This is a genomic window from Flavobacterium chilense (assembly GCF_001602525.1).
Classification (GTDB): Bacteria; Bacteroidota; Bacteroidia; order Flavobacteriales; family Flavobacteriaceae; genus Flavobacterium; species Flavobacterium chilense.
Genome location: NZ_LSYT01000002.1, coordinates 135995 through 162773 on the forward strand (window position 1 = coordinate 135995; position 26779 = coordinate 162773).

Below are 26779 nucleotides of genomic sequence, written 5' to 3' on the forward strand. Positions count from 1 at the left end.
AATCTAAAAAATGATCTATATTTGCACTCGCTAAAAAGAGCAACAACTTCCTCCTTAGCTCAGTTGGTTAGAGCATCTGACTGTTAATCAGAGGGTCCTTGGTTCGAGCCCAAGAGGGGGAGCAACTTTTTTTAGCAAACATATTTACCTTTAAGGTGATTCCTCCTTAGCTCAGTTGGTTAGAGCATCTGACTGTTAATCAGAGGGTCCTTGGTTCGAGCCCAAGAGGGGGAGCTTAAAAAAAAGACTATCATTTCATGATAGTCTTTTTTTATTTACGGAAAGCAATAAATCTATTATTTAATTGCAGATACTTTATAAGCCATATTTTTACTTTCGAACAACCTCATCATCTCCTCTCCTTTTTTTACCTGATTAATTCCTTTTAAGGATTGTGCATAACGATAATAATACATTGCATCTAACTTTGTATTCATATTTAGCAATTCTCCGTAATATTTGGCCGCTGTTGTCAAATCTCCTTCAAAATAAGCCCGATCTGCAACCTTCGTCAGCATTTCGATTGATTTGTAACCTTTGCTTAAAACCTTTGCGTATGTTTTAACAACATCTATGGTTAAATATTTTTGCCCTTCAGATGGAGGAATTACATTTACTGCAACAGGCTTAACAGTTTCGGCAGCATTATTTCGAATTTCTGCCGGAGTAATTACATCTACAACAACTGGCCTGATTGTTTCAGCAACTGTATCAAGTGTTTTGGTGAATGGAATTCCCTGAGCTGTTCTTGTTTTTGTTTTTCTGTATATTGGTGTTACTACTCTGGTATTATTTGGCCCAAGATCATTGGTATAAACCATATCTAGTTTAGAAACTTCGTATTTAGTCACTCTTTTTCCAAAAGCTGCATTTATGGTTTCTTCGACATAATATCCTACTATAACACGATCATCTTTGGCTGTGTTATCCGTCTTCAAAACCACACTACCTTTTGTTACAATAATCGAAGAATTTTTAGTGTCTTGTCCAAAACTTTTAATAGAAAAAACAGATATAATGGTGGTAAAGTATATTACATAAGCTTTCATGATAAGTAGGTAAAAGTTATTCTTATTGAAAAAAAATCATGCGAAGATACCTCAATTATCTCATTTTTGTTTTATAATACTTACAAATCCGATTAAGTGTCACTTTTCTTTGTTAAAATGAACAATTAAAACATTTTGGTTTCTAAATCAAGATCACATACACCAATAAAAAACCAAAACAAATTCGAAGAATTAATTAAAAGAGAATTGATTTTTATATAAAAAAAACAAATCAAACCATCAACTTTTTAAAAGTTTCAGTAATTCTTTTTCCCACTATTTAAACCGTTTTACTAGAATACATAAAAAGACTATCATTTTCACGATAGTCTTTTTTGATTTAAATTAATCTAATAAAGTAAGCACATTTTTAATCTGTACTAACCGGCTGTGGAATTGTTCCTTTGGCAATATACTTTAAACCTGTAATTCCGGGTAAAAACAAATATAAACCTCCATCTGTACGTATAAAACGACTAAGATTTGGAGTTTGATTATAGGTACCATTTTTATTATAGGAAAAAGTAAAATCGCCCGGATTAGTATCAGCAACTTGTGGCCCAAAAAGCGGATCAACACCACTGCTGTTAGGTGAAGCATCAGGGTTTCTGAAGCCACCTAATTCTAACCAGAGTTTGGTAACAAAACGAAACTGAAAATCAAGAACCGCTCCAATAAACAACCCTACTAATCCTCGTTGTATCCCCGGTTTTTCATTAGGATCGTAAACAGGTCCATAAGGAGAGGCACGTCTTAAAATCCTGTGTGTTTGAGCATTGTTATTGTTTCCGGTAACGTTTATGTCGTCCCTTGGATTTGCTCTTCGGATATGAGCCGCATACGGGCATTTTAAGGCAAGCTCATCACTACTCTGATCGCCTTGCTGATTTGGGCTTGGCTCCAGGTAATTAAAGTTGGTAAAATTAAAGTTTTTGGTACTGGGTTCTCCCAGACTTTTATCTTCTTTATCAGGAGATACAACAAGCGGCGTACCGTCGCGCCAGCGTCCGCACATTTTTGCAGCCATTAATTCAGGCGATGTTGAACTATCTGAATGAATAAATGCCTCAAATTTGGCTTCGTCCTGATATAACAATCTAAAGGCTGCAAATGTACCGTTTACCAATAAAGTGTGTGCATTATAATCTGATGCCTCCTGACTGATCACAAAACGATCCAGCGGAACTTTTGGCCTGTCGTCGATACTGCTTACCCCCATTAATTTTAGCATTTTGGGCTTGTTCCATAAAATATCATCAATACGGGGCTGAGACAAACTATCACGATACCCAAAGTGTACATAATCTGAATTTCCATCTACAGTTATAGGATCTGAATCCTGATAATACACCGGAACCACAGCTGGTCCTGATGATGTTTCTTCGATCATATTCAACAAAGTCGAATAATATTTCTCTCTGTTTTCTGGCGTTAAGGTAAAAAGTGTTAATTGAATATGAAGCTCGCTCCCATCAGCACTTGGCGGTTCTTTTGGTATCCAGCCTCCGTTTTTCCACCAGTTGGCCGGAGCACTTTCGCCTGTATCACCTATGGCAACTGCATCACTAACTGCTCCTGCTGTAAATGACGAAAAGACTTCATCACTGGAATAATAACTTACTACATTACAATTATCTGAACCTAAAAGAGTTTCTAAACCAGAATAGGTAAAACCAATATTAAGACAATACTCCGGTTTTTCCATGTTTTCCCATGGTTCTGCATTGGTAATAGATAAACCTCCAAGACCAGTTCCTGAAGCGAGATCTGCACAGAATTTTTTTGCTCCTGCGATATCTTTTATACTAAAAATAATGTACCGGATATTCGGGAAATTATATCCCCGTAATATTAATCCCTGTACATCGTTCATTTCAACCTGATTTGAATTGCTCATAGTTTATAGATTTAAAACTATTTACAATCCGGTTTTTGAGCTTTTGGAAAATCATAACTTACCTCACCCGGAGTCGCTGGCCATATTTTATCTGCACCTGGATAGTTATCAATAATTTTTGCTACTGTAAGTCCCGGGAAATTTGTTCCAAAAACATATTTTCCGTTTTTGTCTCCGGCAGATAAAATTGGATCTCCAAAATTATAACGCATTAGCAAACAGTAAAACGCTAAAGCATTTTTCTTAACTCCACCCATTTTTGCGATATAATTTGCTGATGTTTTTCCGTTAGGGTCTACATTTGGAATTCCGGTTTCATCCATTAAAAGCATTAAACCGTTTAAGCCTTGTACAACAGCATCAATTTCAAAAAAAGCACTGATATAAGCATCAAACTGTCCGTCATAAATAGACATGACAACCAATACATCTTTTCCCGGAAAAGACTGAAATCCCGGAACAGGTATTCCCGGAGTTGCTGTTCCGTCTGCTTGTGCATAAATTGTAAAATAATGTACTCCGGTCGTTTTACGCAAATCTCCGGTTGGAGCAGTTGCAGGAGCTGCTGCTTCTCTAACTTTTTGGGCTGCTTCCATTGCCTCAGCTAAGCGGCCTTTTTTTAGAGGAATAAATAAAAATAACAGATGTTGTTGATCTGTAATGGGTACTGTGATTACTTGGGGTGTTGACATGGTTTAATTGTTTATTTGATGGTCCTACTCTGTTCAGGCTTTTCGGAGAACGCCGTTATTTACTTAAGAATCACGAATTTAGACATACTAAACACATTTAAAGCCAAGTACTTATACCTGATTTAAACTTATATTAGAAAAACAAAAAAAATAGCGCTGCAATTTCTTGCAGCGCTATTTTGTATGAAAGTTTAAAATAAAATTAAACTCCTAGCTTCTTAGCAATATCACTTGGGATTCCTCCTTTGTTTACCAATAAAGCAGTCGTTTTATATTTCACAAAGTTTTTAGTTACAAACAAGAAACCTTTGTAATCGTTTGTTTCTCCCCATGAATTTTTTACGATGTAATATTCTTTTCCGGTTTGATCTTTTGCAAGACCGATAATGTGCATTCCGTGATCGTCTGTTGTAGTGTAGTTATCAAACGCTGTCTGGCGCATTTCTGGTGTAATTTCAGGTTCAGCTTTTGGTCCGTTAAACATATCTGCTTTTTCTTCGGCAGTCATATCTTCAAATTTCTTTGTTGGTACATATGCTACACCATTTTTCCAGCTAAAGCTTTTTTCACTTACGTCTGTTGCCCATGCTACTGTGTATCCTTTTTTCAACGCATTGTCGATTACATCTGTCATGTCATTTACTTTTACATTGTAAACCTGATCCAATGACCAGTTGTCCGGTACCATCATGGTTGTTTTTTGATAATATGGAGAAGTTGTAAAAGATGACATTTCTACATACTCATCAGGATTAATACCTACTACTTCTTTAGCAAAAGTTTGTGGTGTATAGTTTTTTCCTTTGTAAGTAAAGTTTTCCGGCACTTTTCCTAAATAAGAATCAATAACGGCAGCATACGCTTTTTGCCAGTTTGGTGTTAATTCTCCGTTTGGGTTTTTAACAACAGCTGTCAAAACGCCTTCGATAAGAGCAGCCATTTCGCCAAATTTATTTTTATCTGTTCCGTAGTTTAATCCCGTGTAAACTTCTCTAGGCACAGTTCCGTATTTTTTGTACATGTTAATTACATCATGCAATGCACCTCCGTCTCCAAGCGTAATTGCACCGTGCATACGAACGTAGTTAATTCCTTTTTCAACATACACATTTCTTGCAGAATAAATTTGAGATAATTCAACCGGCTGTTTGCCTAAACGAATCATTTCTGACTCTAGAAAAGAGTTTGTTGAGTAACTCCAGCAAGTTCCAGACGAACCTTGAGCTTTTACTGATGTTGTTCCTAAATTAATTACTTCTGTAAATTTGAAGTTCTCTTTGCTTTTTTCGCTTGCATTCATTTTTAGTGAGTTCACTAAAATGTCTTGTGCAAAACAGCCAGTCGCTCCAACAAAAAATACCGAAGCCGCAAGTACTGATTTGAATGAAAATGTATTCATAATTTATATTTAATGTTTTGATAAATTAGTAGCTGTAATTTACTTTTTGTTACAAAACAATTAAATTTTAGGTAAAAAAACTATTATTTTTCCGTTAATATTTATACAATCTTTTTATTAAGCATTAAAACCCTACAAATTACGCAAAATCGCTTCAAATGGGACTATTTTAATTATTATTTCCAAATAGTAGTATTTTTAGTTTTTGTAATTCGCACTATAAGCTTTAAAATGTACGAACCCGAAAAAAAGAAATATCCTGAAAAGACTCAAAACATTTTCAGTTTCGGACAAGAAAATTCTGTGTTAGAAAAAATAAATTATGCTTTGTGTTTATCTCAGCCAGTTGCTTCCAAACACAATATAATAAGCCCAGTCTTCGGGACCTCTTGCCACATCGACACCCATTCGAAGTTTGAATTTACGTGCGAGTAAATATCTAAAACCGGTTCCGTAACTGTATACCACGGGTTTTGCAAAAGCATTGTCCCAGTCGTTAAATGCACTGGCAAGACCGCCATATCCCATAATACTCCATCTTCTGTAAAAATCCCATCGAAGCTCGGCTTCGGTTACAATACTTGTTTTTCCCTGATATCTTGCGGCCGGAATTCCTCGTAAATTTATTCCGGGTAAAAGATAAAAAGGTGGACTTCCAAATGCCTGCTCTCCTTCGAGTCGTAAGCCTCCAATTAATTTTTTTGTAAGCGGATAAAAACCAATGGCTGATAGATTAACACGCCACGCATTGTAGTCACTGCCTATAGCTTTATCTGACCAAAAGAAATCGGATTGCAATCTTATTCCTTTATCAGGTGTAAAAATATTATCGCGACCATCAAACTGAATCGCGGCTCCTAACTGACTTATGGTACTTTTAATGTCTTTGGGTTCTACAAAAGGCGGCGGAAGATTTACATCTGGTAAATTTATTTTAGAATTTAGAAAAAGATATTGGGGGCCGACACTCCATTTGGCATTTTTAAACTGTTTTAACCATTGTGTGTACAAAACTGTTGATTTAAAGTTGAGCTTAAACTCTTCATCACTATGGTTAGGTAAATTATTATCATAAAACGACAGGTTCATATCGCCATAGCCTGCCATAACACGATATAATATTTTTGATTTGACTAAAGTTGCTGATCTAAAAGCACCGGCCATCCAGCTTTTATTTCCGGTATACATTCCTATCCCTCCTGTGATATCGGGATTTATAAATCGTTTTTTACCGTCTTCATCCATAACCGGCGGTCTTTTTTTAAGAAATACCGGTACAATTGCACCTCCAATTCCGCCTAAAGCCGGCTCTGTTATTACAGTTGGAACTACGAGAAAACCATGTGCATAAATAATATAGTTACTTAAATCAAAAGCTCCGTCTAGTGAATCTTTTACAGTAATATGCTGCTTTTGGCTCATTGTTGTACAGGATAAAAGAAGAAAAGAGCCTAAAACTATTTTTCGAAAAAGGTTTATGATTTTCATATTGGCATCTGGTATTTATTAGCACTCAGGCAACCTTAGAATTTTATTCTATTCCAGTATTAGCAAAAATTAAAAAAAGACAATCGGTGAAATTGTCTTTTTAATTATTTTTTCTTTAGGCTAAATACATGTGCCAGAGTCAAAAAGAAAGTATTTCCCTGAAATCTGTTTATTGCTCCAACCTCAGCCACCCAGCGTAGTCCGGCAGAAGTAGTACAGCCAATATGAAAGTAATTTACCTCAGCCCCAATTCCGCCAATGCGGTCTTTCTGTCCTTCGACAACTCCAATTACGGGTAATGGAATTTTGTCGTTGGTAAGCTTATATTGCATGTAGTAGATTAATCCTGCATTCAATATTCCTTTTGGAGCTGTTTTTTCAGCATTCATCATATAAAATGTTTTTCCTAAACCTCCTTCAATACTTAAAATATCTCCGGTTTTTATATCGGTATCTTTCTTTTTTCCGTTTATCTCATAAGAGGCCAGAGCAGAAAAATGAATTGTTTTTTTATCATTAAAAAACAAAGTTGTTCCGGCAGAAAACTCGTTCATAAACATTCCTAAACCACTATTATCTGAAGCTCCAGCAGTAAATTTTCCGGTAGGCAAATACAATTGGTAACTAAAAACAAAATCGGCTCTTTTATTGTGCCAGCCCAATTGTAACGGCTGAACATACATATCTGTAAAAGCTAAGGAGTTATGTGTATCTACACTATTTCCCTGAATGGTATTGGCTGCAAAAGCCAGCAAGATACTGGCGCCGTAGTTGGCTCCCAGTATTTTAAAATCGCTTACATAAGATGCTCCGGCTCCTGTAATAGTCATATTAATGTCCGGATTTGCAATAGATTTATCACCATCAGCATTTCGCAAAGAAGAAGCGGTATAAAAATATCCGGGCACATATACACTTAAGGTATTTTCAGGAGTCTGGGTTCCGGATTGCAGTCCCATTGCACCAAGAATATGTCCTCCTTTAAGTTGTGCATGGCCAAAGAAACATGTCAGTAAAAATATATTTAAAAAAGCTAATTTTATGATTTGGGTTTGTCTATTATATTTGGTTTTCATAGCGGATGTTTTAAAAATTACTGAAACTTCGCAACTATTCCTTATCAAATTTTTAGTTTGAAGTTTGTTTTAAATAATAGGTATTGGTTTTCTCCGGATCTATTCTGATTACTTTAAAATATTCAGATGGTGATTTTCCGGTATGTTTTATGAAGGCTCTAAAACAGGTTGTTCTTGATTTAAAACCTGATCCCCAGGCCATGCCTTCTAATGATAAATCTTTCCATTCCGGATCGTTTATTTTTTCTTTAAAATGTTCGATCCGCTTTAGGTTGACATAATCCTGAAAATGAAGATTAAATTCTGAATTGATTAAATTTGAAATATGATTAACTGATATTCCGGTTTCATCAGCAATATCACGAATAACCAGATCTTTCTTTAAAAAGAGTTTTTTTACTAAAAAAATATTCTCTAATTCTTTGAGATATAGTTCTTTTTTTTCGGTTGTTAACTCTTTTACCAGCGGAAATGTAATTTTGTTTTCTCTTACTCCTATCAGCATTGTTTCCTCGTTAGAATAATCTAAACTCTCTTTTGAATCATAAAAAATTTGAGGTTTAAAATACAGCCAGCTTACCGTAAAAATTAAAACGGATGATATTAAGATGTAACATGAAAAATCGATTTTACTAACTCTGGTCATTAAAAAATAATGTACAAAGAGTGTCGAAAACAAAAACAGTATCATCAAATTATAAACTTTAATCCAGCTTAATATTTTTTTTCTGCTAAAATGATCTTCTCTCATTTTTTTCAGGTCATAATTTAAAATCATCATGGTTTGGCAAAAAGCATAGCACAGCCAAACCGTAAGACTTAGCATCGAAAAAGGATTGCTTATTTTAGACGAAACATAACTAACAATCTTAAGATGCGTATAATTACCAATCCAGACAAAAATGGTTAAACTAAAGTATATGAGAAAAGGTAAAAAATGCAGCCAATCGTATTTTTTAAATGTTCTGTCAGAAAATAAGATGCTCTGAACATATAGAAATGCACAAGGAGCCACCAAGAAAATAAATGATTTCGTAATCATGAACAGGTCTGGAAAATCCTTAAAATCATTTGCTGATAAATAAAAATTATATACGCTAACTACAGCGAGACTAAACAGAAATAGTCCTAAAAAGAAGCTTTTAGAATATTTTCTCTTTGAAAAAAGAACTATGAATGACGTCGCAAAGCCAACCAAAGTTGCAATAAAAAAGAAAAGTGAAAGTACTATCTCAGTCATAATTTTTAATCTTTAATTGATTTTTTCGTCTGTCCTCTTTCTTTAAGGAGAAAGTTTCGATAACATGTAACAAGTTATACTTACCTTTTAGCAGGTAAGCATAACTGTTTTATCACAATAGGTATAAATTATTTTTTGGCTAAACCGGGAGGAAAACCTGCCATTATTTTTTTGATCGAATTAGTTATAAATTCTTCTGGATTATCCGGTTTACTATCTATTTCGGCATTACCAATTCCCTGCCATACTAGTTTTTGACTTTTTGTAGAAACAATATCAATTACTAAGGAGCCATCTACATAATCATAACTATTAAACGTGGTATTGGCATTGCCCATCATGGCACCACCGCCCCAATATCCGTACGGACGGTACATTCCTCCGTAACCGTAGAAATCAGTATTGGCGGTAACTTGTCTCTTATTTTTTAAAATGGTTACTGCATTAACTTTTAAATCAGGATTTGCCATAGTTTCGGTAAATCCTTTGCTTATCATTTCGGCACGAATTGCCTTTGTAATACGATCAACATTCAATTGATTTATCTGACCTTCCTGAGCTTTTAAATCATAAACTGCAAAAGTTTTAAATTCATTAAAATTAGCAGCGTGGTCATAATCAGTAGTAACTTTTACAGTTGGGGAACAGCTGTAAATTAAACCCAAAAACAACATTGGGATAACGCGAAGATTTGTTTTTTTAATATTCATCTTGTGGTATTTAAATTAATGATTAAATGAGCTCGAACTTGAAATTATTAAATCTTGCTTAAATCTGGGATGAACAGTAAAATGAGGCTAAATAGTTACAAATACAACACAAAGCACTATATAACAACACCTTAACTTCTCTCAAAGATAAACGATTTTATTTAATTAACATATAAAAAATCGTAAAATTCTTACGTATGTATTCTTAAGAGTTTATACTTCTGCAGATATTGGTAATCTGCCCTCTTTTATCGCTTCTAACATTTTGTTATAATCTAATTCATTTTGATTGGCGTAGGCAATTGAAAATTTCGAAATGGCATTTGCAAATTCATTACTCTTTCCGATATATCCTGATATTACTGAAGGATCTCCTGTACGGGCGTGTGCTCTTGCGAGTGCCCATCCGCAGGCTTTTGCATAATCATTCATATTTTTAGCTTTCATGATTTCAAGCACAGGTTTTACTTTGGCATCACGAAGCTGTCGAATATAAAAAAACCTGTTATTGTCGTCGTTGGTCCATCCTAAAAACATGTCCGAAGCAGATTGCATTAGTTTTTGTCCCATAACAATTCTTTCTCCCTGATGTGTGTATTTCCCTTTTGCTTTTACATTTTCTTCCAGAACACTTTTTCGTGCTTCTTTAAACTGTAAAAAAATAGGCTCGCCTGTTGCCGACATCAATAAACTAATCCCACAAAGTGTTCCTACACTTCCTACTCCCACTACTTTTATAGCCAGATCATGTAATGTATACCTGCTTAACAATACTTTTTTTTCATCAGACAATGTTTCCAGATAACGTTTATGTACAATTTCTGCTTTTTTCAAAATTTGTTTTCCTTCTTCTCCTGTTGGATGATAAATTAAAGGCGGATCATCTTTTATGCGGGCACGGGAACCTTCGAGATAAGTCATTTTGGCAAATTCTTTTTCATGTGCCGTATATTCAGCTGCTTTTTTTATTCGTTTTTGCTGAAATGATTTTATTTCTTCATCCTCACCTCTTTCAATAAGTTCTGCCAGATCTATTTGAGCATACCAAATTTGAAGTGCCGATAACTGACTGTATTCCAACATATGTCTTTTATAACTATCAGCCGCATTCCAGGCAAATTCTTTACAGGTTTTGTCTGTAAATTTTCTCCATCTTCCGGCAATAACAAAACTTGCGACAAGTCTTTTTAAATCCCATTCCCACGGACCGGGAAATGTTTCATCAAAATCATTAATATCAAAAACTAATTGACGTTCCGGTGTTGCAAACCCTCCAAAATTCATTAAATGACAATCTCCGCAAAGCTGAAGATCAATTCCTGTATTTGGTGTTTGCGCCAAATCAGCTGCCATAATTGCCGCAGATCCTCTAAAAAAAGCAAATGGTGATTCCATCATTCTTCTATACCGAATAGGAAGCAAACTTTCAATTCTTCCAATGCTGGTCTTAATTAAAATTTCGACCGGATCTTCACGATCTTCTTTAGGATTCCATTCCTGATGCATTGAACGAGGTGTGATTTCCCGAATTGCGACGCCTGCATCAAAACGCTTTGCTTTTGATACTGCGGGATCGAATCTATCTTCGTTTGCTTCTTTGAATTCCTCAGTCATAACTACCTGTTTTTATTTCCTTTTAAAAGGTAAATCTGTTGTAAGTGTAATTCGAAACGTATGGTTCATCCGGCTAAGTCCACTTTCTGTATCAGGTGATTTCCAGAATATCTGATTCATATATCCCAGTTCCAGTCTAATTTCTCTGCGTTTATCGAGACTGTAAGCTGTACCTAAATAGAATCTGTTTTGATCCAGATAGTTTTCGTTTCCGCTGGCAGCATTAGTTCTGATGTGAATTTCATCATAAACAACTGCAGCCCATCGTTCTTTAAACCATAATTGATAGCGAACCTGATAACGCAATGTGTTTTCGAACTTATAATAATCAAAATGATTGCCTTCGCTGTAAGGTTCATTTTTTCGGCCTAGCCAGCGTTGTTCCATTCTAAAACGTTGTGACCAGACTTCGTTACCTTCTTTTTTAGCAATACGCCATATAAACTGCTCATAAATCCTGTAATCCGGATTGTTGTAAGGTAATGAGAGTTCGTCATATGGCAAATCCCACTGATAAGCAACTCCTGCTCCCAACCGGTTTCCGTTTTTAAGATAATAATTGGCACCTGCCCTGTAAAAAGATCCCTGAAGTTCTGATATAAAATCATTTCCTTTTGAATATCCTTCTAATAACAAACCCCATCTTCCCTCTTCTTTAAAAGGCAAATACATTTCGTATCCTACCCAGGCTGCAACATTCTGCACCATTTTTTGTGCATTTGCCTGAACACTTACCAGCAGATTTAGTACAATTAAAACAAACAGGATTTTAGAAATATTGGTTCTATTCATTGCACAATCTTGTTGGTTTTTAACTATAGAAAACATGTCTATGACCCCGGAAAAACAAATGCTACTACTGCTCTTAATCCCCAATCAGGTCTGATTTCATGAGGCCCTACAATTGGTATTAAGGGCATTACTGCAAACTGAACTACCTGACTGCCTAATTTTGTAACAGCTCCTATATTGGGACTAAGGGTAATTTGTGTTGTATTGCCTTCCCAATTTTGGGTAATCTCTGAACTTATTCCTAAACTTGCCCCACTTTTGTAACTGTGTGTAAGAAAGATTTGGGTATAGAACTGATTAAAATCGGCACGGTCTTCATTTCCCGCAACAGACCAGATTTGATTGGCTATAAAACCAACTGATAATCCTTTTCCCTGATGCATAACCAAGAGACTTGGTCCAATTCCAAATTTTTCTGTTCCTAAAAGTTTATCTGTAGCGGTTGGCACTAAAAATGCTGGTCCGAATCCTAAAATAAGTCCCTTGGTTTTGGGCGCAAAAAAGGCGGTTACCGTAGCATCACTTAAACCAAACTGATGAGTGTTCTCTCCTGTAATATCTCTTTGATCTACAACCGGAAGTATATAACGTGTAATTAAATTTAGATTATCGCTTAATTTAAACGGAATTACGGGTTGTACATTGATTGTATATTTTGAGCCATTGTAAGGTCCTATGCCATAACTAAGATTGTTTTGCAAGGGCACGCTAATGAGACTTGCTACGGGATTTGCCAGTTTATCTGCCAATTCCTGAGCACTTGTTCCTGCTTTTTCCTTCTCTTCCTGAGCCAAAACTGAAAAACTGAAAAGAAAAAAAATTACACTAAAAAATAATTTGATGCTACATCGTATTGTTGATTTCATAATCGTATACTTTTAAAGATTTCGCAATCATGTTTTAAAAATTAAAACAAAACAGACTTCCGTTTATAAAAGCTGGCTTATTTTAATTCTGATAAAAATCAAATTATTTATCCGGAAAGATCTTTTTCCAATCGTCTTTCATGCTGATTACATGATACTTATTTTTAGCAGCTGTATTCAGGGATAAATTATCTTTTTCCTGATAGCTGTACTCTCTGACAGGATCGTTATGGTTCACCAGCAATTGAAATGATGGATATTGACTACCCTGAGAATATTTTAACATAGCGAGATCGCCTGCACCTCCTTCGTTTCCACAGGCAAAAACAGGTCTTTGACCTATATGCAGCTGAATGCCTACTGGTTTTCCTTCTTTATCATTAAAATGATCCAAAGCAGGCTGTCTTTTGATACTGTTTGAAGCATCATCAAAAGTATATTTGAAAGAAGTTCCTACCACCTGATCTTTTGGAATACCATAAAAATCAGCCGAAATAGCGCGAATCAACTCTACAGTTCCTCCTGTTACAATAAACGTTTTGAATCCGTTTTCACGTAAGTAATTCAATAATTCGAGTTGTGGCTGATATCTGATTTGTTTTAGCGGAACATTTTTGCCGGGATATTTAGCTCCTGTAAAAAAATCTTTAGCCGAAGCTTCAAACTCATCTTCGCTCATACCAGTGTGAGTTGCGGCAACTAATTCCATAAGTGCCTTATCTCCCCCTTTTTCGAAAAATGTTTTGTCTTTTTCAACTACAGCTTTAAAAGGCTGCTTTTGAGCTAAAGCCGGATTGGCCTCTACCATTTTTTTTACTCTGTAAAAAGCAAATAATTCCTGTACATATGGTTTTTCTGCCCAGAGTGTTCCATCATTATCAAAAGTGGCAATTCTGGCTTCAACGGGAATAAAATCCGAAGTTCCTTCTGTAGTAACTTTTTTTACATATGAAATGATATCATCTTTTAATGTCCCTTCATTCCAGCTTGGTAGCGGATCATTACTGATTGTAACTGCTGAATTATTTTTTAAATCAGCAACTGCATTGTTTTCTGATTGTATCTTGTATGAAATGAATAATAAAATCAGAAGTACTGGTAATACTATTTTTTTTTGCATAATAAAAAATATTATGTGAAAGGAAACAGGACTTTAACGCCCTGTTCCTTTTACAGTTAATTACTTTTTCTTACCTGATTTTTTATCTGCTTCGACTTCTTCTTTCATTTTTGGCAAAACATTTTTCTCTACATATTTTTGTGCCTTAATATCTCGAAGAACTTCATCCATAATAGTGTATGGTGAAAAACTTGGCGGAATTGAACGAGGAGGATATTGTTTGAATGTTTCAGCAAATGTTACTACTTCTGCAATATTTCCGTAAGCTAAGAAAACATGGTTCATAATCCAATCCCAATACGTATTAGAGGTAATATCTGCTCTTTCATAAGGATCCTGATACAAATTATATATTTTTTGCAACCTTAACTTGGTAAAAGGTTCTGCCCAAACTCCCATCGTACCTGCCAGGCGCTGCTCTGCATATACATATTTATAATCACCCTGACGCATTCCTACCAACAAGCCATCATCATCTGAATAAAAGAATTTATCTCTGGCACTTTTTCCTGTTCCGCGTAATAATGCTGATTGATCAAAACCATCCAAATGCACTTTGTAATTTTTTCCATTAGCTGTATAGCCTGTAAGTAATTTTTTTACCAAGTCTGGCTCTCCTGCTATTGAAGCCAAAGTTGGCATCCAGTCATTATGACTCATCATCTCATTTGAAATGGTATTAGGTTTTATAACTCCAGGCCATCTTACTAAACAAGGAACTCTAAATGCTCCTTCCCAGTTGGTGTTTTTTTCTGAACGGAAAGGTGTCATTGCTCCATCTGGCCAGGTATTCATATGCGGACCATTGTCTGAAGAATACATTACAATTGTATTATTTGCAATTCCTAAATCATCAAGTGCTTTTAATAATGTTCCAACTGTAATATCATGTTCGATCATACCGTCTATATATTCACTGTCTCCATGAGTATATTTACCTCTGTGTTCTGCTCTTACGTGGGTGCGTAAGTGCATACGAGTACCATTCCACCATACAAAAAATGGTTTTCCGGCAGCAACTTGTCTTTTTATAAAGTCTATTGCCGCTGCTGAAGTTTCATCATCAACTGTTTCCATTCTCTTTTTAGTAAGAGCTCCGGTATCTTCTATTTTTTGTTTTCCAACTTTTCCAAAACGAGGATCAACGGTAGCATCATCAACATTTGTTGCGGTACATTTTAATACTCCTCTTGGTCCAAACTTTGCTAAATAAGAAGGATCTTTAGGGTAATCAGGCAATTCTGGTTCTTCTTCGGCATTTAAATGATAGAGATTACCAAAGAATTCATCAAAGCCATTTACTGTTGGCAGATTTTCATTACGGTCCCCAACATGATTTTTCCCAAACTGTCCTGTTGCATAGCCCAGGTTTTTCATGATTCCACCAATAGAAGGATCCAGCTGGCTCATACCCATTGGGGCTCCAGGATATCCTACTTTAGTCAGACCTGTTCTAAGACCGTGTTGACCAGTTAAAAAAGCGGCACGTCCTGCTGTACAGCTTTGCTCTCCGTAATATTGTAAAAAACGCTCTCCTTCATTCGCAATTCGGTCAATATTAGGAGTTGTGTATCCCATAAGTCCGCTGCTGTATGCACTGATATTGCTTATACCAATATCATCTCCCCAAATTATAAGAATATTGGGCTTTTTATCATTTTGAGCCTTCACCTGAACAACTGTGAAGCATACTAATGCAACAAGCATTATGGCATTTCTAAGTTTACTTTGTTTCATGGTAATAAGATTTGTTAATAATTGATTTATATGTGGGATAGTTTAAAAATCGAATTATAATTTTCTACTTGATTAGGGTAGAAAACAACCTATACAAAAGCAATCTCTTATACTATTTTATTAATTGGTAGTGGGGTAATTTGCAACCGTATTTTTTTAACTTTTTATTAAGTGCCTCAAAATTAGATAATAAAAAACCAAAACACCTAATTTACAAGGCTTTACATTGTTGCAAATTATAACTTGCAACATAAAAAGGGTTTTATTTTGCTACAAAATGTTTCAAATCACAATTTGCAACACTATTTTTTTATGATTAAAAGATTCTAATTTTGATAAATCGAACATCAAAACTTCATTTTTTTTAAGTATATAGCAAAAAAAAACATCCAATAAATTGGATGCTTTTTTAAAAATTGTGTTCTTTTTACAGAGAACTATTCTATTTCAGAAACTCTCATGGTATTTACCATTCCTTTATCTTTAATTGGCATTGCTGCAAGGTTGATTAAATAATCTCCTTTTACTGCATATCCTTTTTCAACTGCAATTTGATTTACATCTGTAACAGTATCATCTGTACTTTCTTCATTATCATAGAAGAATGATTTAACTCCCCACAATAAATTCAACTGAGTTAAAATTCTTCTGTTTGAAGTAAATACTAAAATATGTGCTGATGATGGTCTCCATGCCGAAATCTGGAAAGCTGTATATCCGCTGTTTGTTAAAGTACAAATAGCTTTAGCTTTGATTTCGTTAGCCAATAAAGCTGCCTGGTGACAAACTGTTTTAGTTACAAAACGTTTTGTTTTAATTTGCGGTGTATTTTGTGGAACCTGAATTAGCGGAGAATCCTCTACTGCTTCACAAATTTGTGTCATTCTTTGAATAACCTGTACCGGGTAATTTCCTGTTGCAGTTTCTCCCGATAACATTACAGCATCTGCACCGTCCATTACTGAGTTGGCAACGTCGTTTACTTCAGCTCTTGTTGGCGTTAAACTTGTAATCATTGTTTCCATCATTTGTGTAGCAACGATAACAGGAATTCTAGCCGTTTTTGCTCTGCGAATTAAGTCTTTTTGTACTAATGGTACTTCATGAGCAGGAAGTTCAACTCCTAAATCTCCACGTGCCACCATTAAACCATCACAATATGCCACAATTTTATCCATGTTCTCAAGAGCTTCCGGCATTTCAATTTTAGCAATAATTGGAATTTTATATTCTGAATGCTTCGCGATTAATTCTTGTAAATCTTGTAAATCGCGAGGAGTTTTTACGAATGAAAGTGCAATCCAGTCCACTTTTTGCTCAATAGCAAAAATGGCATCTGCAATATCTTTTTCAGTTAAAGCCGGTAAAGAAATTTTTGTGTTTGGAAGATTAACTCCTTTTTTAGATTTTAACTCTCCTCCCTGAATTACTTTAGCAACAACTTCTGTCTTTTTATCTGTAGAAACAATTTCAAAAATAAGTTTACCATCATCAAGCAAAATACGCTCTCCAACATTTACATCATTTGGGAAATTTTGATATTTCATAAATGCTTTTTGCGCATTTCCTACAATATCTTCTGCCGTTGTAAAAGTGATTTCATCACCATCATGTACAACAGTTCCTTCTTCCATTACACCAACTCTAAGTTTTGGTCCCTGCAAATCTCCAAGAATTGCTGTAGTGTAACCAAACTCTTCGTTAAGTCCTCTAATAATATTAATTTTGTCTTTTACTCCTTCGTAATCTGCATGCGAAAAATTGATTCTAAACACATTAACCCCTGCTTCGATCATATCCTTGATAATCTCTCTCGTACTACATGCGGGCCCAAGTGTAGCAACAATTTTGGTTTTCTTGTTTGTTAACATTTTTTTTAAAAAATTAGATTGTTTTTTGATTTTATTTTATCTGTATCTACGGCATAAATAGCCGCAATACTTTCGATTGTATTTAATTTTTGCTGAATTTCTGAAAAATCGACAGCCTCTTCGCTATTGTCTATTTTCAGGAAAAAATCTACTTTTTTGAATTCAGGAAGTAAATGAATTGTTGTCGAAACCTCACTCGTTTCATTGGAAAACAAATCTTGAGAATCACCTTTACTCACTGAAATGATCTCATTTTTATTCTGAATCAAATTCCATGAAATTGCTTTTTCGGTGTCATAATAATAGAATCTCGAAAAATTTGCCTCGCCTTCTTTAGTCTGAGCATGGATCTCGTTTTTGCTCTTACTTAAGTTTACCGGAAGGTTTTTATTGATAAAATAGGCTAATCTGTAATCTTCTAATGAAGTATGAATTGCCATTAAATAATAATCAATTTCGTCAAATTCGTCTAAATCCAATCTATGAATTGCCATATCATGAAAAATCAAGTTGTAAATATACTATTTCTAACGGAGCATCTATAGTTAAGATGTGCTTGTTTTTGTTAATTTATAAACGAAAACGTTATAGCTTTAAGATAGTTACAGCTATTTTGTAGCTATTTCTTGTCTATTTTTTCCTGAAATGCAAAATAAGCTCTTTGTGATGCTTTTTCTTCTGCTTTCTTTTTTGAAGTTGCCCGCGCTCTTGCGATAACTTTGTCGTCAATACTTAATTTAACTCCAAACAAACGTTGGCCATCGATACCATTATCTTCAAAAATATCATAATGAAAGATTCTCTTTTCTTTCTGACACCACTCTATAACCAGACTTTTATAACTGATTACTTTGCCTTCAAGTCTGGCAATATCTACGTATGGTGTAATGACTTTTTTTTGAATAAATCGTTCACAAAATGCATATCCTTTATCCAGATAAATTGCTCCTATTAAGGACTCAAAAATATTACCATGAATATTTTCTCCAAAATGCTGAATAGGCACTTTGCTCTCAACAAAACGCACTAAATTTAAATCTTTACCCAATTCGTTCAAATGCTCACGGCTCACAATTTTTGAACGCATTTTGGTCAAATAACCTTCGTCGCCATTGGGTGCTTTATTAAATAAATGTGCTGCAATTACAGCACTTAACATAGCATCTCCTAAAAATTCAAGTCGCTCGTAATTGATTGGGTGTCCTGATTCGTCTAATTTATTTGAAGATCTGTGCGTAAATGCTTTCTTATAAAAATCGATCGTAGCAGGCTGAAAACCAACTATTTTCTGAATAGTGTCAAAAAAAATCCCGTCTTCTAGAGAACGGGATTTAGAAAATATTTTTTTGATAATATTCATATGCAGAAATTAGTCAACTAATTTTTTAAACAACACACAAGCATTATGTCCACCAAAACCAAAAGTGTTACTCATAGCAACATTTACTTCTCTTTTTTGAGGTTTGTTTAAGGTAAGATTCAATGACGGATCAATGTTTTCATCAACCACAGTATGGTTAATTGTTGGAGGAACAATTCCGTGTTTCATAGCAAGAATCGAAGCAATTGCTTCAATAGCTCCTGCAGCACCCAGTAAGTGTCCTGTCATTGATTTTGTAGAGTTGATATTGATTGTTTTTGCATGTTCGCCAAATACCGCGCTAATCGCTTTTAATTCAGCCACATCTCCTAATGGAGTTGATGTTCCGTGAGTATTGATATGATCAACATCCTCAGGATTCATTCCTGCATCTTTCAATGTGTTTTTCATTACCGCAATTACACCAATTCCTTCCGGATGTGGTGCTGTTAAGTGGTAAGCATCAGATGACATACCGCCACCGCCAATTTCGCAATAAATTTTTGCTCCTCTGGCTTTAGCATGTTCGTAATCTTCAAGTACCAAAGCTCCTGCTCCTTCTCCTAAAACAAAACCATCTCTGGTTGCATCAAAAGGTCTTGAAGCTGTTTCAGGGCTTTCGTTTCTTGTAGATAAAGCATGCATAGAGTTAAAACCTCCCATACCTGCAATTGTAATAGCAGCTTCTGAACCACCTGATACAATCACATCACACATTCCTAAACGAATGTAGTTGAAAGCATCAATTAATGCATTTGCAGAAGATGCACATGCAGAAACAGTAGTATAATTTGGTCCCATATACCCATTACGCATCGAAATGTGTGCTGGTGCTATATCGGCAATCATTTTAGGAATAAAAAACGGATTGAATTTTGGAGTTCCGTCTCCTTTTGCATAATAAATTACTTCTTCCTGGAAAGTTTCTAAACCTCCAATTCCTGCTCCCCAGATAACGCCAACTCTTGTCTTATCTACATTATCATTAGTAAGTCCGGCGTCTTTGATAGCTTCATCACTGGCAGCAACAGCATATTGAGCGAATTTATCTAATCTACGAGATTCTTTACGATCCATAAAATCTTCAATATTGAAGTTTTTTACTTCGCAGGCAAATTTCGTTTTATGCTTCTCTGTATCATAATATGTGATGGGAGCCGCTCCGCTAACCCCATTCACAAGTGCATCCCAATATTCCTGGATATTATTCCCGATAGGAGTAAGTGCACCTAATCCTGTTACAACAACTCGCCTTAATGCCATAAATATGTATTTTGTACTTTAAACAAATAAAACCCACGCTTTCTTAACTGTATTGTTTACTTAAGAGCCATGGGCATTACAATATAAATATATCTTTGTGATTGAAAATCAATCGAAATTTAATTTTTAAAAAAATAATAACACCCGACTTATAGAATATAAAAATCGGGTGCAGTATTATTATTTTTTAGCTTCCTCGATATAAGAAATAGCTTGACCTACAGTAGCAATGTTTTCTGCTTGATCGTCTGGAATTTGAATATCAAATTCTTTTTCGAATTCCATAATAAGCTCAACAGTGTCTAATGAGTCAGCTCCCAAATCATTAGTGAAGCTTGCTTCTGTTACAACTTCGTTTTCGTCAACACCTAATTTGTCTACGATAATCGCTTTTACTCTTGATGCAATGTCTGACATAATCTTTAATTTTAGAATTTAATTTGTTGGCAAAAATAAAAAACTTTATTTTAAAACAACTATTTAGTTTATAAATGTAACACTAATTTATAAAATTAATTTCAAGAAAGCCCTTTTAATACTATTTATTTTCGATTTTTATTCCGTTTTTTGCATTCTCAAAACAAGTTTCATTATGAAAAAAATAATCGTTTTTGCCTCAGGATCAGGGAGTAACGCCGAAAATATTATAAAATATTTTGCAAAAGGAAAAATTGCAAGGGTTGTTTCTGTTTTTACAAATAATGCTTCGGCAAAAGTTATCGAAAGAGCAAAAAATCATCAAATTCCAGTCGAAATCTTCTCAAAAAACGAACTTTTAGAACGAAATGTTTTACAAAAAATACAAGAAATCGACCCGGATCTGATAGTTCTGGCAGGTTTTTTATTGAAGTTTCCCGAAAACATAATCGAGAAATATCCAAACAAAATAATCAACATTCATCCGGCACTTTTACCTAATTATGGAGGCAAAGGAATGTACGGAATGCACATACACCGTGCTATAGTGAACAATAAGGAAAAAGAAACCGGAATTTCTATTCATTATGTAAATGAGAATTATGATGACGGAGCCATTATTTTTCAGAAAAATGTCGCTCTTACAGACATTGATACTCCCGAAACAGTAGCCGAAAAAATTCACGAACTGGAACAAAAGTATTTTCCGGAAATTATATCAAGATTATTGGAAGAATAGATTAGTTAGATTGTTAGACTTCTTAGATTGTTAGATTATCAGTCAAACTTTTAACGAATTCAAAAAAGCCTAACATCCAAAAATCTAAGAAATCTAAATATCTAATACCTAAGAAGTCTAAAAAAATGAATTACGAAGTACATATATATACAGATGGCGCTGCAAAAGGAAATCCGGGAAATGGCGGTTATGGTGTAGTAATGGAATTGGTTGGAACTCCGCATAAAAAAGAATTCTATGAAGGCTTTCGCTTGACAACTAATAATAGGATGGAGCTTTTAGCTGTAATTGTTGGTCTGGAGAAATTGAAAAATCCAAATATGAAAGTACTTGTAATTTCTGATTCTAAATATGTAGTTGACTCTGTTGAAAAGAAATGGGTTCTGGGCTGGGAAAAAAAGAAATTTGCCGGCAGAAAAAATCCTGATTTATGGAAACGATTTTTAATTGTTTACCGAAAACATCAGGTCGATTTTAAATGGATAAAAGGCCACAACAATCATCCGCAAAATGAGCGCTGTGATCAATTGGCTGTTATGGCATCAATGCAACCCAAACTTTCCATTGATGAATATTATGAAACCATTGGATCTAAAGAATAAAAAAAACGCATCAAAAATTAATTTGATGCGTTTTTCATTTCTAACTTAAAATCTATTCTTCTTTGTCTAAATCTTTTGCTGTTTTAAATCCAACCAAAAGTCCGATACCTGCCATTATAAAAATGATTGAAGGATAAACGGCACTGTCGTTAAGAGAAGTGTAAGTTGTGATAATCAAAGCAAGAAAAATTCCAACGCCACTACCTATTAACAAGAAAGCCAGATTTACAACAAAGATTTTCCATGCTGAACCTCCATTTATTTTTCCTTTTAAAAAGATACTGGCGTCAACACCTTTTTCTATAAGTGCTAAACGTTCTCTGTTTCTTGTTGAATAAATAAGGTAAACAATCCCGAAGATCATTAAGAAAAGACTAATTGGTATTAAAACTTGTGGTCCCATAATTTTATGTTTTTATAATTGATTGATACTCCATATGACGACACCTTTTAAATTGAGGTTACAACTATTGATGAAAAATTTTAATTTTTAAATCCCAACTTCCAAAAATCACTGATTATCAACTAATTTTGAATATTTATTTTTACTCCGTAAAGTTCAGGATTAAAAAAAAGAACATATACTTATGTATAATTTTAAAATCAGGATTTGAAATTTCAACATATTGAAATTTATTTTAGAATTTTCTGTAACCTAAACAAAGAACATGTCGTCCTATATAATATGAGTACACTAAATGATCAACATTATATCGATAAAGTTCTACAGGGCGAAACAAATGCTTTCGCCATGCTGGTTAATCGTTATAAAGATATGATCTATACTCTGGCATTAAAAATGATCAAAAACAGAGAAGAGGCAGAAGAAGTAGCACAAGATACTTTTATCAAAATTTTTAACTCTTTGAGCAAATTTAAAGGCGACTCTAAATTTTCAACCTGGATTTATAAAATTGCATATAATACCTGTTTAGATCGTTTGAAGAAAAACAAAAAAGAAGAACAAAATATATCAATAGATGAGTTTTCATCTCATTTAATTAAAACAATGGACAATGCTTTAAGCGCTTTAGAAGATAAAGAGCGAAAGCAAACAATTCAAAATTGTTTAAATTTGTTACCTAGCGAAGAGAATTTCCTCTTAACTTTATTTTATTTTGAAAATCAGAATTTAGAAGAAATAGGTAAAATCATGAGCATAAATGCTAATAATGTTAAGGTGAAATTATTTAGAAGCCGACAAAAATTAGCCGTAATTTTAAAAAAGCAATTAGAACCTGAAATAGTAGACTATTATGAAAGAGAGCGATAAAAACATAGAAAATCTTATTGAAAAGATGATGGCCGAAAATACTCTTGAATCGCCATCTGCCGACTTTACTTCAAATATAATGTCCAAAATTCTTATTGCCGAAGAAGTAAAAATCAAACCTTACAAACCCTTAATTTCCATCTCAACGTGGATTTTTATTGGAGTTGCCCTGGCTCTTTTGATTATTTATAATGTATATTTTACCGGAACAGAAAACAATTTAGAAATAGGAAAATCGTATACCGATAAAATCTCAGCAATCGTTTCCGGTATTTATATCTCTAAAACTACATTATATGCTATTTTAATAGTTCCTTTTATGATTCTAATTCAGATTGGGATTTTGAAAAACTATTTTGATAAGAAGTATCAGTTGTAATTTATTTAAAAAACAACCCTGTATAAATTTGAAACATTTTTTTAGATAAAGGACTTGAATTTTAAATCCGGAAATCATATTTTAATCTTTCAAAAGAATTAAATGCAATCTATTCATTTACAATAGTTTTAGCTTCAAAAATAACATTCTTTTTTTAAGAAAATTTTGAGAACCTAAACCGTTGCAAGATTGTAACTTATAGAGTATCTTTGCACCCTAATTCGAAATTCATAAAATGAATAAATTATTGATTGTTGGAACAGTTGCTTTCGACGCGATTGAAACTCCTTTCGGAAAAACAGATAAAATATTAGGTGGTGCTGCAACGTACATTGGTTTATCAGCATCCTTTTTTAATTTGCAATCGGCCATTGTTTCTGTAGTTGGCGACGATTTTCCTCAAGAACATTTAGATCTTTTAACTTCAAAAAATATCGATATCTCAGGTATCGAAATTGTAAAAGGCGGAAAAACCTTTTTCTGGAGCGGTTTATACCACAATGATTTAAATTCGAGAGACACATTAGTAACTGAGTTAAACGTTTTGGCAGATTTTCAGCCAAAAGTTCCTCAAAACTATAAAGATGCTGATGTTGTAATGTTAGGAAACCTACACCCATTAGTACAAAGCAGTGTTTTAGATCAAATGGAGAAGAAACCAAAATTAGTAGTTTTAGATACTATGAACTTTTGGATGGATTGTGCTCTTCCTGAATTACTGGACGTTATCAAACGTGTAGATGTTATTACAATCAACGACGAAGAAGCAAGACAACTTTCTGGTGAATATTCATTAGTAAAAGCGGCTGCCAAAATCCAGGATATGGGACCAAAATATGTGGTGATCAAAAAAGGAGAACACGGCGCACTTTTATTCCACAACAGAGAAGTATTCTTTGCACCAGCTTTACCATTAGAAGATGTTTTTGATCCAACAGGAGCCGGAGACACATTTGCAGGTGGATTTTCAGGATTTATTGCACAAAGCGAAAACATTTCGTTTGGCAATATGAAAAATGCAATTATTTATGGTTCTAATTTAGCTTCATTTTGTGTAGAAAAATTTGGAACTCAAAGGATGGAAACATTAAGCAAAGCCGAAGTAGCGATTCGATTACAGCAATTTAAGTCGTTAACTCAGTTTGACATAGAAATATAATGCCCTAAAGCCTCGATAAAACGGGGCTTTTTTATTACGTTATTACACACAACTTACAACAACACAAAATACAAAAACAATGAGCGACGCTTTAAAACACGAATGTGGTATAGCCTTGGTTAGACTTCTTAAACCGCTTGAATATTACAAAGAAAAATACGGAACTGCTTTTTACGGAATACAAAAAATGTATTTGATGATGGAAAAACAGCATAACCGTGGTCAGGATGGTGCCGGATTTGCCAGCATTAAATTTGATGTTGAGCCTGGTCAACGCTACATTAGCAGAGTTCGTTCGAATCATTCACAGCCTATTCAAGATGTTTTTAAACAAATCAATGAGCGAATCAGTGAAGAATTAAAAGCGAAACCTGAAATTGGCGATGATGTTCAAAAAATAAAATCAGAAATTCCATATGTTGGTGAATTGTTTTTAGGACATGTTCGCTACGGAACTTTCGGAAAAAACAGTATCGAAAGTGTTCACCCTTTTTTACGTCAGAGTAACTGGATGCACCGTAATTTAATTTTGGCCGGAAACTTTAACATGACTAACGTTAAAGAACTTTTCGAAAATCTGGTCGAACTGGGACAACATCCAAAAGAAATGGCTGATACTGTTACTGTAATGGAAAAAATTGGTCATTTCTTAGATAAAGAAGTAATGCAATTGTACCAAGACTGTAAAGCCGAAGGTTACTCAAAAAGAGAAGCTTCACCAGTTATCGCAGAAAGATTAGATATTGCAAAAATCTTAGCACGTTCTGCTAAAAACTTAGACGGAGGTTATGCTATGGCAGGTTTATTAGGTCATGGTGATGCATTTGTTTTTAGAGATCCTGCCGGAATTCGTCCTGCTTATTTTTATCAGGATGACGAAGTTGTTGTTGTAGCTTCTGAAAGACCTGTTATTCAAACTGTATTTAATGTACCTTTTGAGAGTGTTCAGGAAATTGATCCAGGAAACGCTTTGATTATCAAGAAAAACGGAAAAGTTACCATGAACCAAATTCTGGAACCAACTGTTAAAAAAGCCTGTTCATTTGAAAGAATTTATTTCTCAAGAGGAAGTGATGCTGAAATTTATCAGGAGCGTAAAAATTTAGGAAAATTAATTTTACCTGCTGTTCTTCAATCTATTGACAGCGATACAGACAATACTGTTTTTTCTTATATTCCAAATACAGCCGAAACTTCATTTTATGGTTTAGTCGAAGCTGCACAGGATTTCTTAAATCAGAGAAAAAACAATTATATTTTAGCCAACAGAAACACACTGACTACTGAAACGTTACAAGAATTATTAGCAGTAAAGATACGTACTGAGAAAGTTGCTATCAAAGATGCTAAACTCAGAACGTTTATTACTGAAGACAGTAGCCGTGATGATTTGGTAGCACACGTTTACGATGTTACATACGGAGTAATCAAACCAACTGACAATCTGGTTATTATCGATGACAGTATTGTTCGTGGTACTACATTAAAAATGAGTATCATCAAAATGATGGATCGTTTAAATCCAAAACGAATTGTAATTGTTTCATCAGCACCACAAATTCGTTATCCTGATTGTTACGGAATCGATATGGCAAAACTAGAAGGCCTTGTTGCCTTTAGAGCTGCTTTAACTTTATTAAAAGAAAGAAACTTATATCATATCGTTGACGAAGTTTATACTAAGTGTAAAGCACAGGAAAACTTTGAAGATAAAGATGTTGTAAATTATGTAACAGCTATTTACGATCAATTTACACCTGAAGAGATTTCAGATAAAATTGCAGAAATGTTAAGCTCTCCGGAAATTAATGCCGAAGTAAAAATCATCTTCCAAAAAGTAGAAGATTTACATATAGCGTGCCCTAAAAATTTAGGCGATTGGTACTTTACAGGTGACTACCCAACCCCGGGAGGAAACCGTGTTGTAAACCGTGCCTTTATGAACTTTTACGAAGGAAAAGACGCGCGAGCTTATTAAAAAAGTATTAACAAAAGGTTAATTTGTGCATTTCATCGGTTTTTTTTGCCGTTCATCC

25 protein-coding genes and 2 tRNA genes are annotated in these 26779 nt (G+C 34.4%); 8 read left to right on the forward strand and 19 right to left on the reverse strand.

What is annotated here, in order from left to right; all coding sequences use genetic code 11:
- Positions 1-48: 48 nt before the first annotated feature.
- Both A4F88_RS05625 and A4F88_RS05630 read left to right on the forward strand, forming a co-directional pair.
- Positions 49-122: transfer RNA gene (locus A4F88_RS05625), tRNA-Asn, on the forward strand.
- 38 nt (positions 123-160) lie between these two features.
- Positions 161-234 (forward strand) — tRNA-Asn (locus A4F88_RS05630).
- A 62-nt stretch (positions 235-296) separates the two neighbouring features.
- On the opposite strand, the gene A4F88_RS05635 is transcribed toward A4F88_RS05630, so the two are convergent.
- The 18 genes from A4F88_RS05635 to A4F88_RS05720 form a co-directional block, all read right to left on the reverse strand.
- Complete coding sequence (locus A4F88_RS05635; RefSeq protein WP_068841580.1) at positions 297-1049, reverse strand: hypothetical protein; 753 nt, start codon at positions 1047-1049, stop codon at positions 297-299.
- A 370-nt stretch (positions 1050-1419) separates the two neighbouring features.
- A complete protein-coding gene (locus A4F88_RS05640) occupies positions 1420-2946 on the reverse strand; it encodes a Dyp-type peroxidase (protein WP_068841581.1) in 1527 nt (508 codons plus the stop codon).
- A gap of 17 nt (positions 2947-2963) precedes the next feature.
- Positions 2964-3638, reverse strand: a complete 675-nt coding sequence (locus tag A4F88_RS05645; RefSeq protein ID WP_068841582.1) for a hypothetical protein — start codon at positions 3636-3638, stop codon at positions 2964-2966.
- A gap of 202 nt (positions 3639-3840) precedes the next feature.
- Positions 3841-5037 (reverse strand): C1 family peptidase, encoded by a 1197-nt coding sequence (locus A4F88_RS05650; protein WP_068841583.1) that lies wholly within the window; start codon positions 5035-5037, stop codon positions 3841-3843.
- Between the two features lie 333 nt (positions 5038-5370).
- Complete coding sequence (locus A4F88_RS05655) at positions 5371-6525, reverse strand: BamA/TamA family outer membrane protein (protein WP_068841584.1); 1155 nt, start codon at positions 6523-6525, stop codon at positions 5371-5373.
- 104 nt (positions 6526-6629) lie between these two features.
- The gene (locus tag A4F88_RS05660; protein ID WP_068841585.1) at positions 6630-7601 is read right to left on the reverse strand and encodes a SphA family protein; all 972 of its coding nucleotides are present in this window, start codon (positions 7599-7601) and stop codon (positions 6630-6632) included.
- A gap of 52 nt (positions 7602-7653) precedes the next feature.
- A complete protein-coding gene (locus A4F88_RS05665; RefSeq protein ID WP_245179048.1) occupies positions 7654-8643 on the reverse strand; it encodes a helix-turn-helix domain-containing protein in 990 nt (329 codons plus the stop codon).
- A gap of 326 nt (positions 8644-8969) precedes the next feature.
- Positions 8970-9551: a DUF4136 domain-containing protein gene (locus A4F88_RS05670; protein ID WP_068841587.1), complete on the reverse strand. Its 582-nt coding sequence runs from the start codon at positions 9549-9551 to the stop codon at positions 8970-8972.
- 213 nt (positions 9552-9764) lie between these two features.
- Positions 9765-11165, reverse strand: a complete 1401-nt coding sequence (locus A4F88_RS05675) for a DUF2252 domain-containing protein (RefSeq protein ID WP_068841588.1) — start codon at positions 11163-11165, stop codon at positions 9765-9767.
- A 12-nt stretch (positions 11166-11177) separates the two neighbouring features.
- Positions 11178-11957 carry a DUF2490 domain-containing protein gene (locus A4F88_RS05680; RefSeq protein ID WP_162268785.1) on the reverse strand — a complete coding sequence of 260 codons (780 nt, stop codon included), beginning with the start codon at positions 11955-11957 and terminating at the stop codon, positions 11178-11180.
- Positions 11958-11995: 38 nt separating this feature from the next.
- Positions 11996-12823, reverse strand: coding sequence for a hypothetical protein (locus A4F88_RS05685; protein WP_068841590.1), 828 nt, complete (start codon positions 12821-12823; stop codon positions 11996-11998).
- A gap of 103 nt (positions 12824-12926) precedes the next feature.
- Positions 12927-13943, reverse strand: a complete 1017-nt coding sequence (locus tag A4F88_RS05690; protein WP_068841591.1) for an HAD family hydrolase — start codon at positions 13941-13943, stop codon at positions 12927-12929.
- Positions 13944-14003: 60 nt separating this feature from the next.
- Positions 14004-15680, reverse strand: a complete 1677-nt coding sequence (locus tag A4F88_RS05695) for an arylsulfatase (protein ID WP_068841592.1) — start codon at positions 15678-15680, stop codon at positions 14004-14006.
- Positions 15681-16117: 437 nt separating this feature from the next.
- A complete protein-coding gene (gene pyk, locus A4F88_RS05700; protein WP_068841593.1) occupies positions 16118-17551 on the reverse strand; it encodes a pyruvate kinase in 1434 nt (477 codons plus the stop codon).
- Positions 17552-17556: 5 nt separating this feature from the next.
- On the reverse strand, positions 17557-18045 hold the full coding sequence (locus tag A4F88_RS05705; RefSeq protein ID WP_068841594.1) for an IPExxxVDY family protein: 489 nt from the start codon (positions 18043-18045) through the stop codon (positions 17557-17559).
- 125 nt (positions 18046-18170) lie between these two features.
- Positions 18171-18911, reverse strand: coding sequence for a ribonuclease III (gene rnc / locus A4F88_RS05710; protein ID WP_068841595.1), 741 nt, complete (start codon positions 18909-18911; stop codon positions 18171-18173).
- A gap of 9 nt (positions 18912-18920) precedes the next feature.
- On the reverse strand, positions 18921-20174 hold the full coding sequence (gene fabF / locus A4F88_RS05715; RefSeq protein ID WP_068841596.1) for a beta-ketoacyl-ACP synthase II: 1254 nt from the start codon (positions 20172-20174) through the stop codon (positions 18921-18923).
- A gap of 180 nt (positions 20175-20354) precedes the next feature.
- On the reverse strand, positions 20355-20591 hold the full coding sequence (locus tag A4F88_RS05720) for an acyl carrier protein (protein ID WP_007137004.1): 237 nt from the start codon (positions 20589-20591) through the stop codon (positions 20355-20357).
- Between the two features lie 175 nt (positions 20592-20766).
- Here A4F88_RS05720 and purN point away from each other — a divergent pair, with 175 nt between their 5' ends.
- Together purN and rnhA are read left to right on the forward strand one after the other, a co-directional pair.
- The gene (gene purN, locus A4F88_RS05725) at positions 20767-21330 is read left to right on the forward strand and encodes a phosphoribosylglycinamide formyltransferase (RefSeq protein WP_068841597.1); all 564 of its coding nucleotides are present in this window, start codon (positions 20767-20769) and stop codon (positions 21328-21330) included.
- A gap of 125 nt (positions 21331-21455) precedes the next feature.
- On the forward strand, positions 21456-21932 hold the full coding sequence (gene rnhA, locus A4F88_RS05730) for a ribonuclease HI (RefSeq protein WP_068841598.1): 477 nt from the start codon (positions 21456-21458) through the stop codon (positions 21930-21932).
- 52 nt (positions 21933-21984) lie between these two features.
- Here rnhA and A4F88_RS05735 read toward each other — a convergent pair whose 3' ends face one another.
- Entirely contained in the window at positions 21985-22335 is a 351-nt protein-coding gene (locus A4F88_RS05735; protein WP_068841599.1) for a DUF6249 domain-containing protein, read from the reverse strand.
- Between the two features lie 282 nt (positions 22336-22617).
- Between A4F88_RS05735 and A4F88_RS05740 the strand changes: the two genes are divergently transcribed.
- The 4 genes from A4F88_RS05740 to A4F88_RS05755 all read left to right on the forward strand — a co-directional run bounded on the left by A4F88_RS05740 (position 22618) and on the right by A4F88_RS05755 (position 26721).
- Complete coding sequence (locus tag A4F88_RS05740; protein ID WP_068841600.1) at positions 22618-23205, forward strand: RNA polymerase sigma factor; 588 nt, start codon at positions 22618-22620, stop codon at positions 23203-23205.
- Positions 23189-23584, forward strand: a complete 396-nt coding sequence (locus A4F88_RS05745) for a hypothetical protein (protein ID WP_068841601.1) — start codon at positions 23189-23191, stop codon at positions 23582-23584. The genes A4F88_RS05740 and A4F88_RS05745 overlap by 17 nt, the downstream gene beginning before the upstream one ends.
- 235 nt (positions 23585-23819) lie before the next feature.
- Positions 23820-24743: a PfkB family carbohydrate kinase gene (locus tag A4F88_RS05750; protein ID WP_068841602.1), complete on the forward strand. Its 924-nt coding sequence runs from the start codon at positions 23820-23822 to the stop codon at positions 24741-24743.
- Positions 24744-24822: 79 nt separating this feature from the next.
- On the forward strand, positions 24823-26721 hold the full coding sequence (locus tag A4F88_RS05755; RefSeq protein WP_068841603.1) for an amidophosphoribosyltransferase: 1899 nt from the start codon (positions 24823-24825) through the stop codon (positions 26719-26721).
- Positions 26722-26779 lie beyond the last annotated feature (58 nt).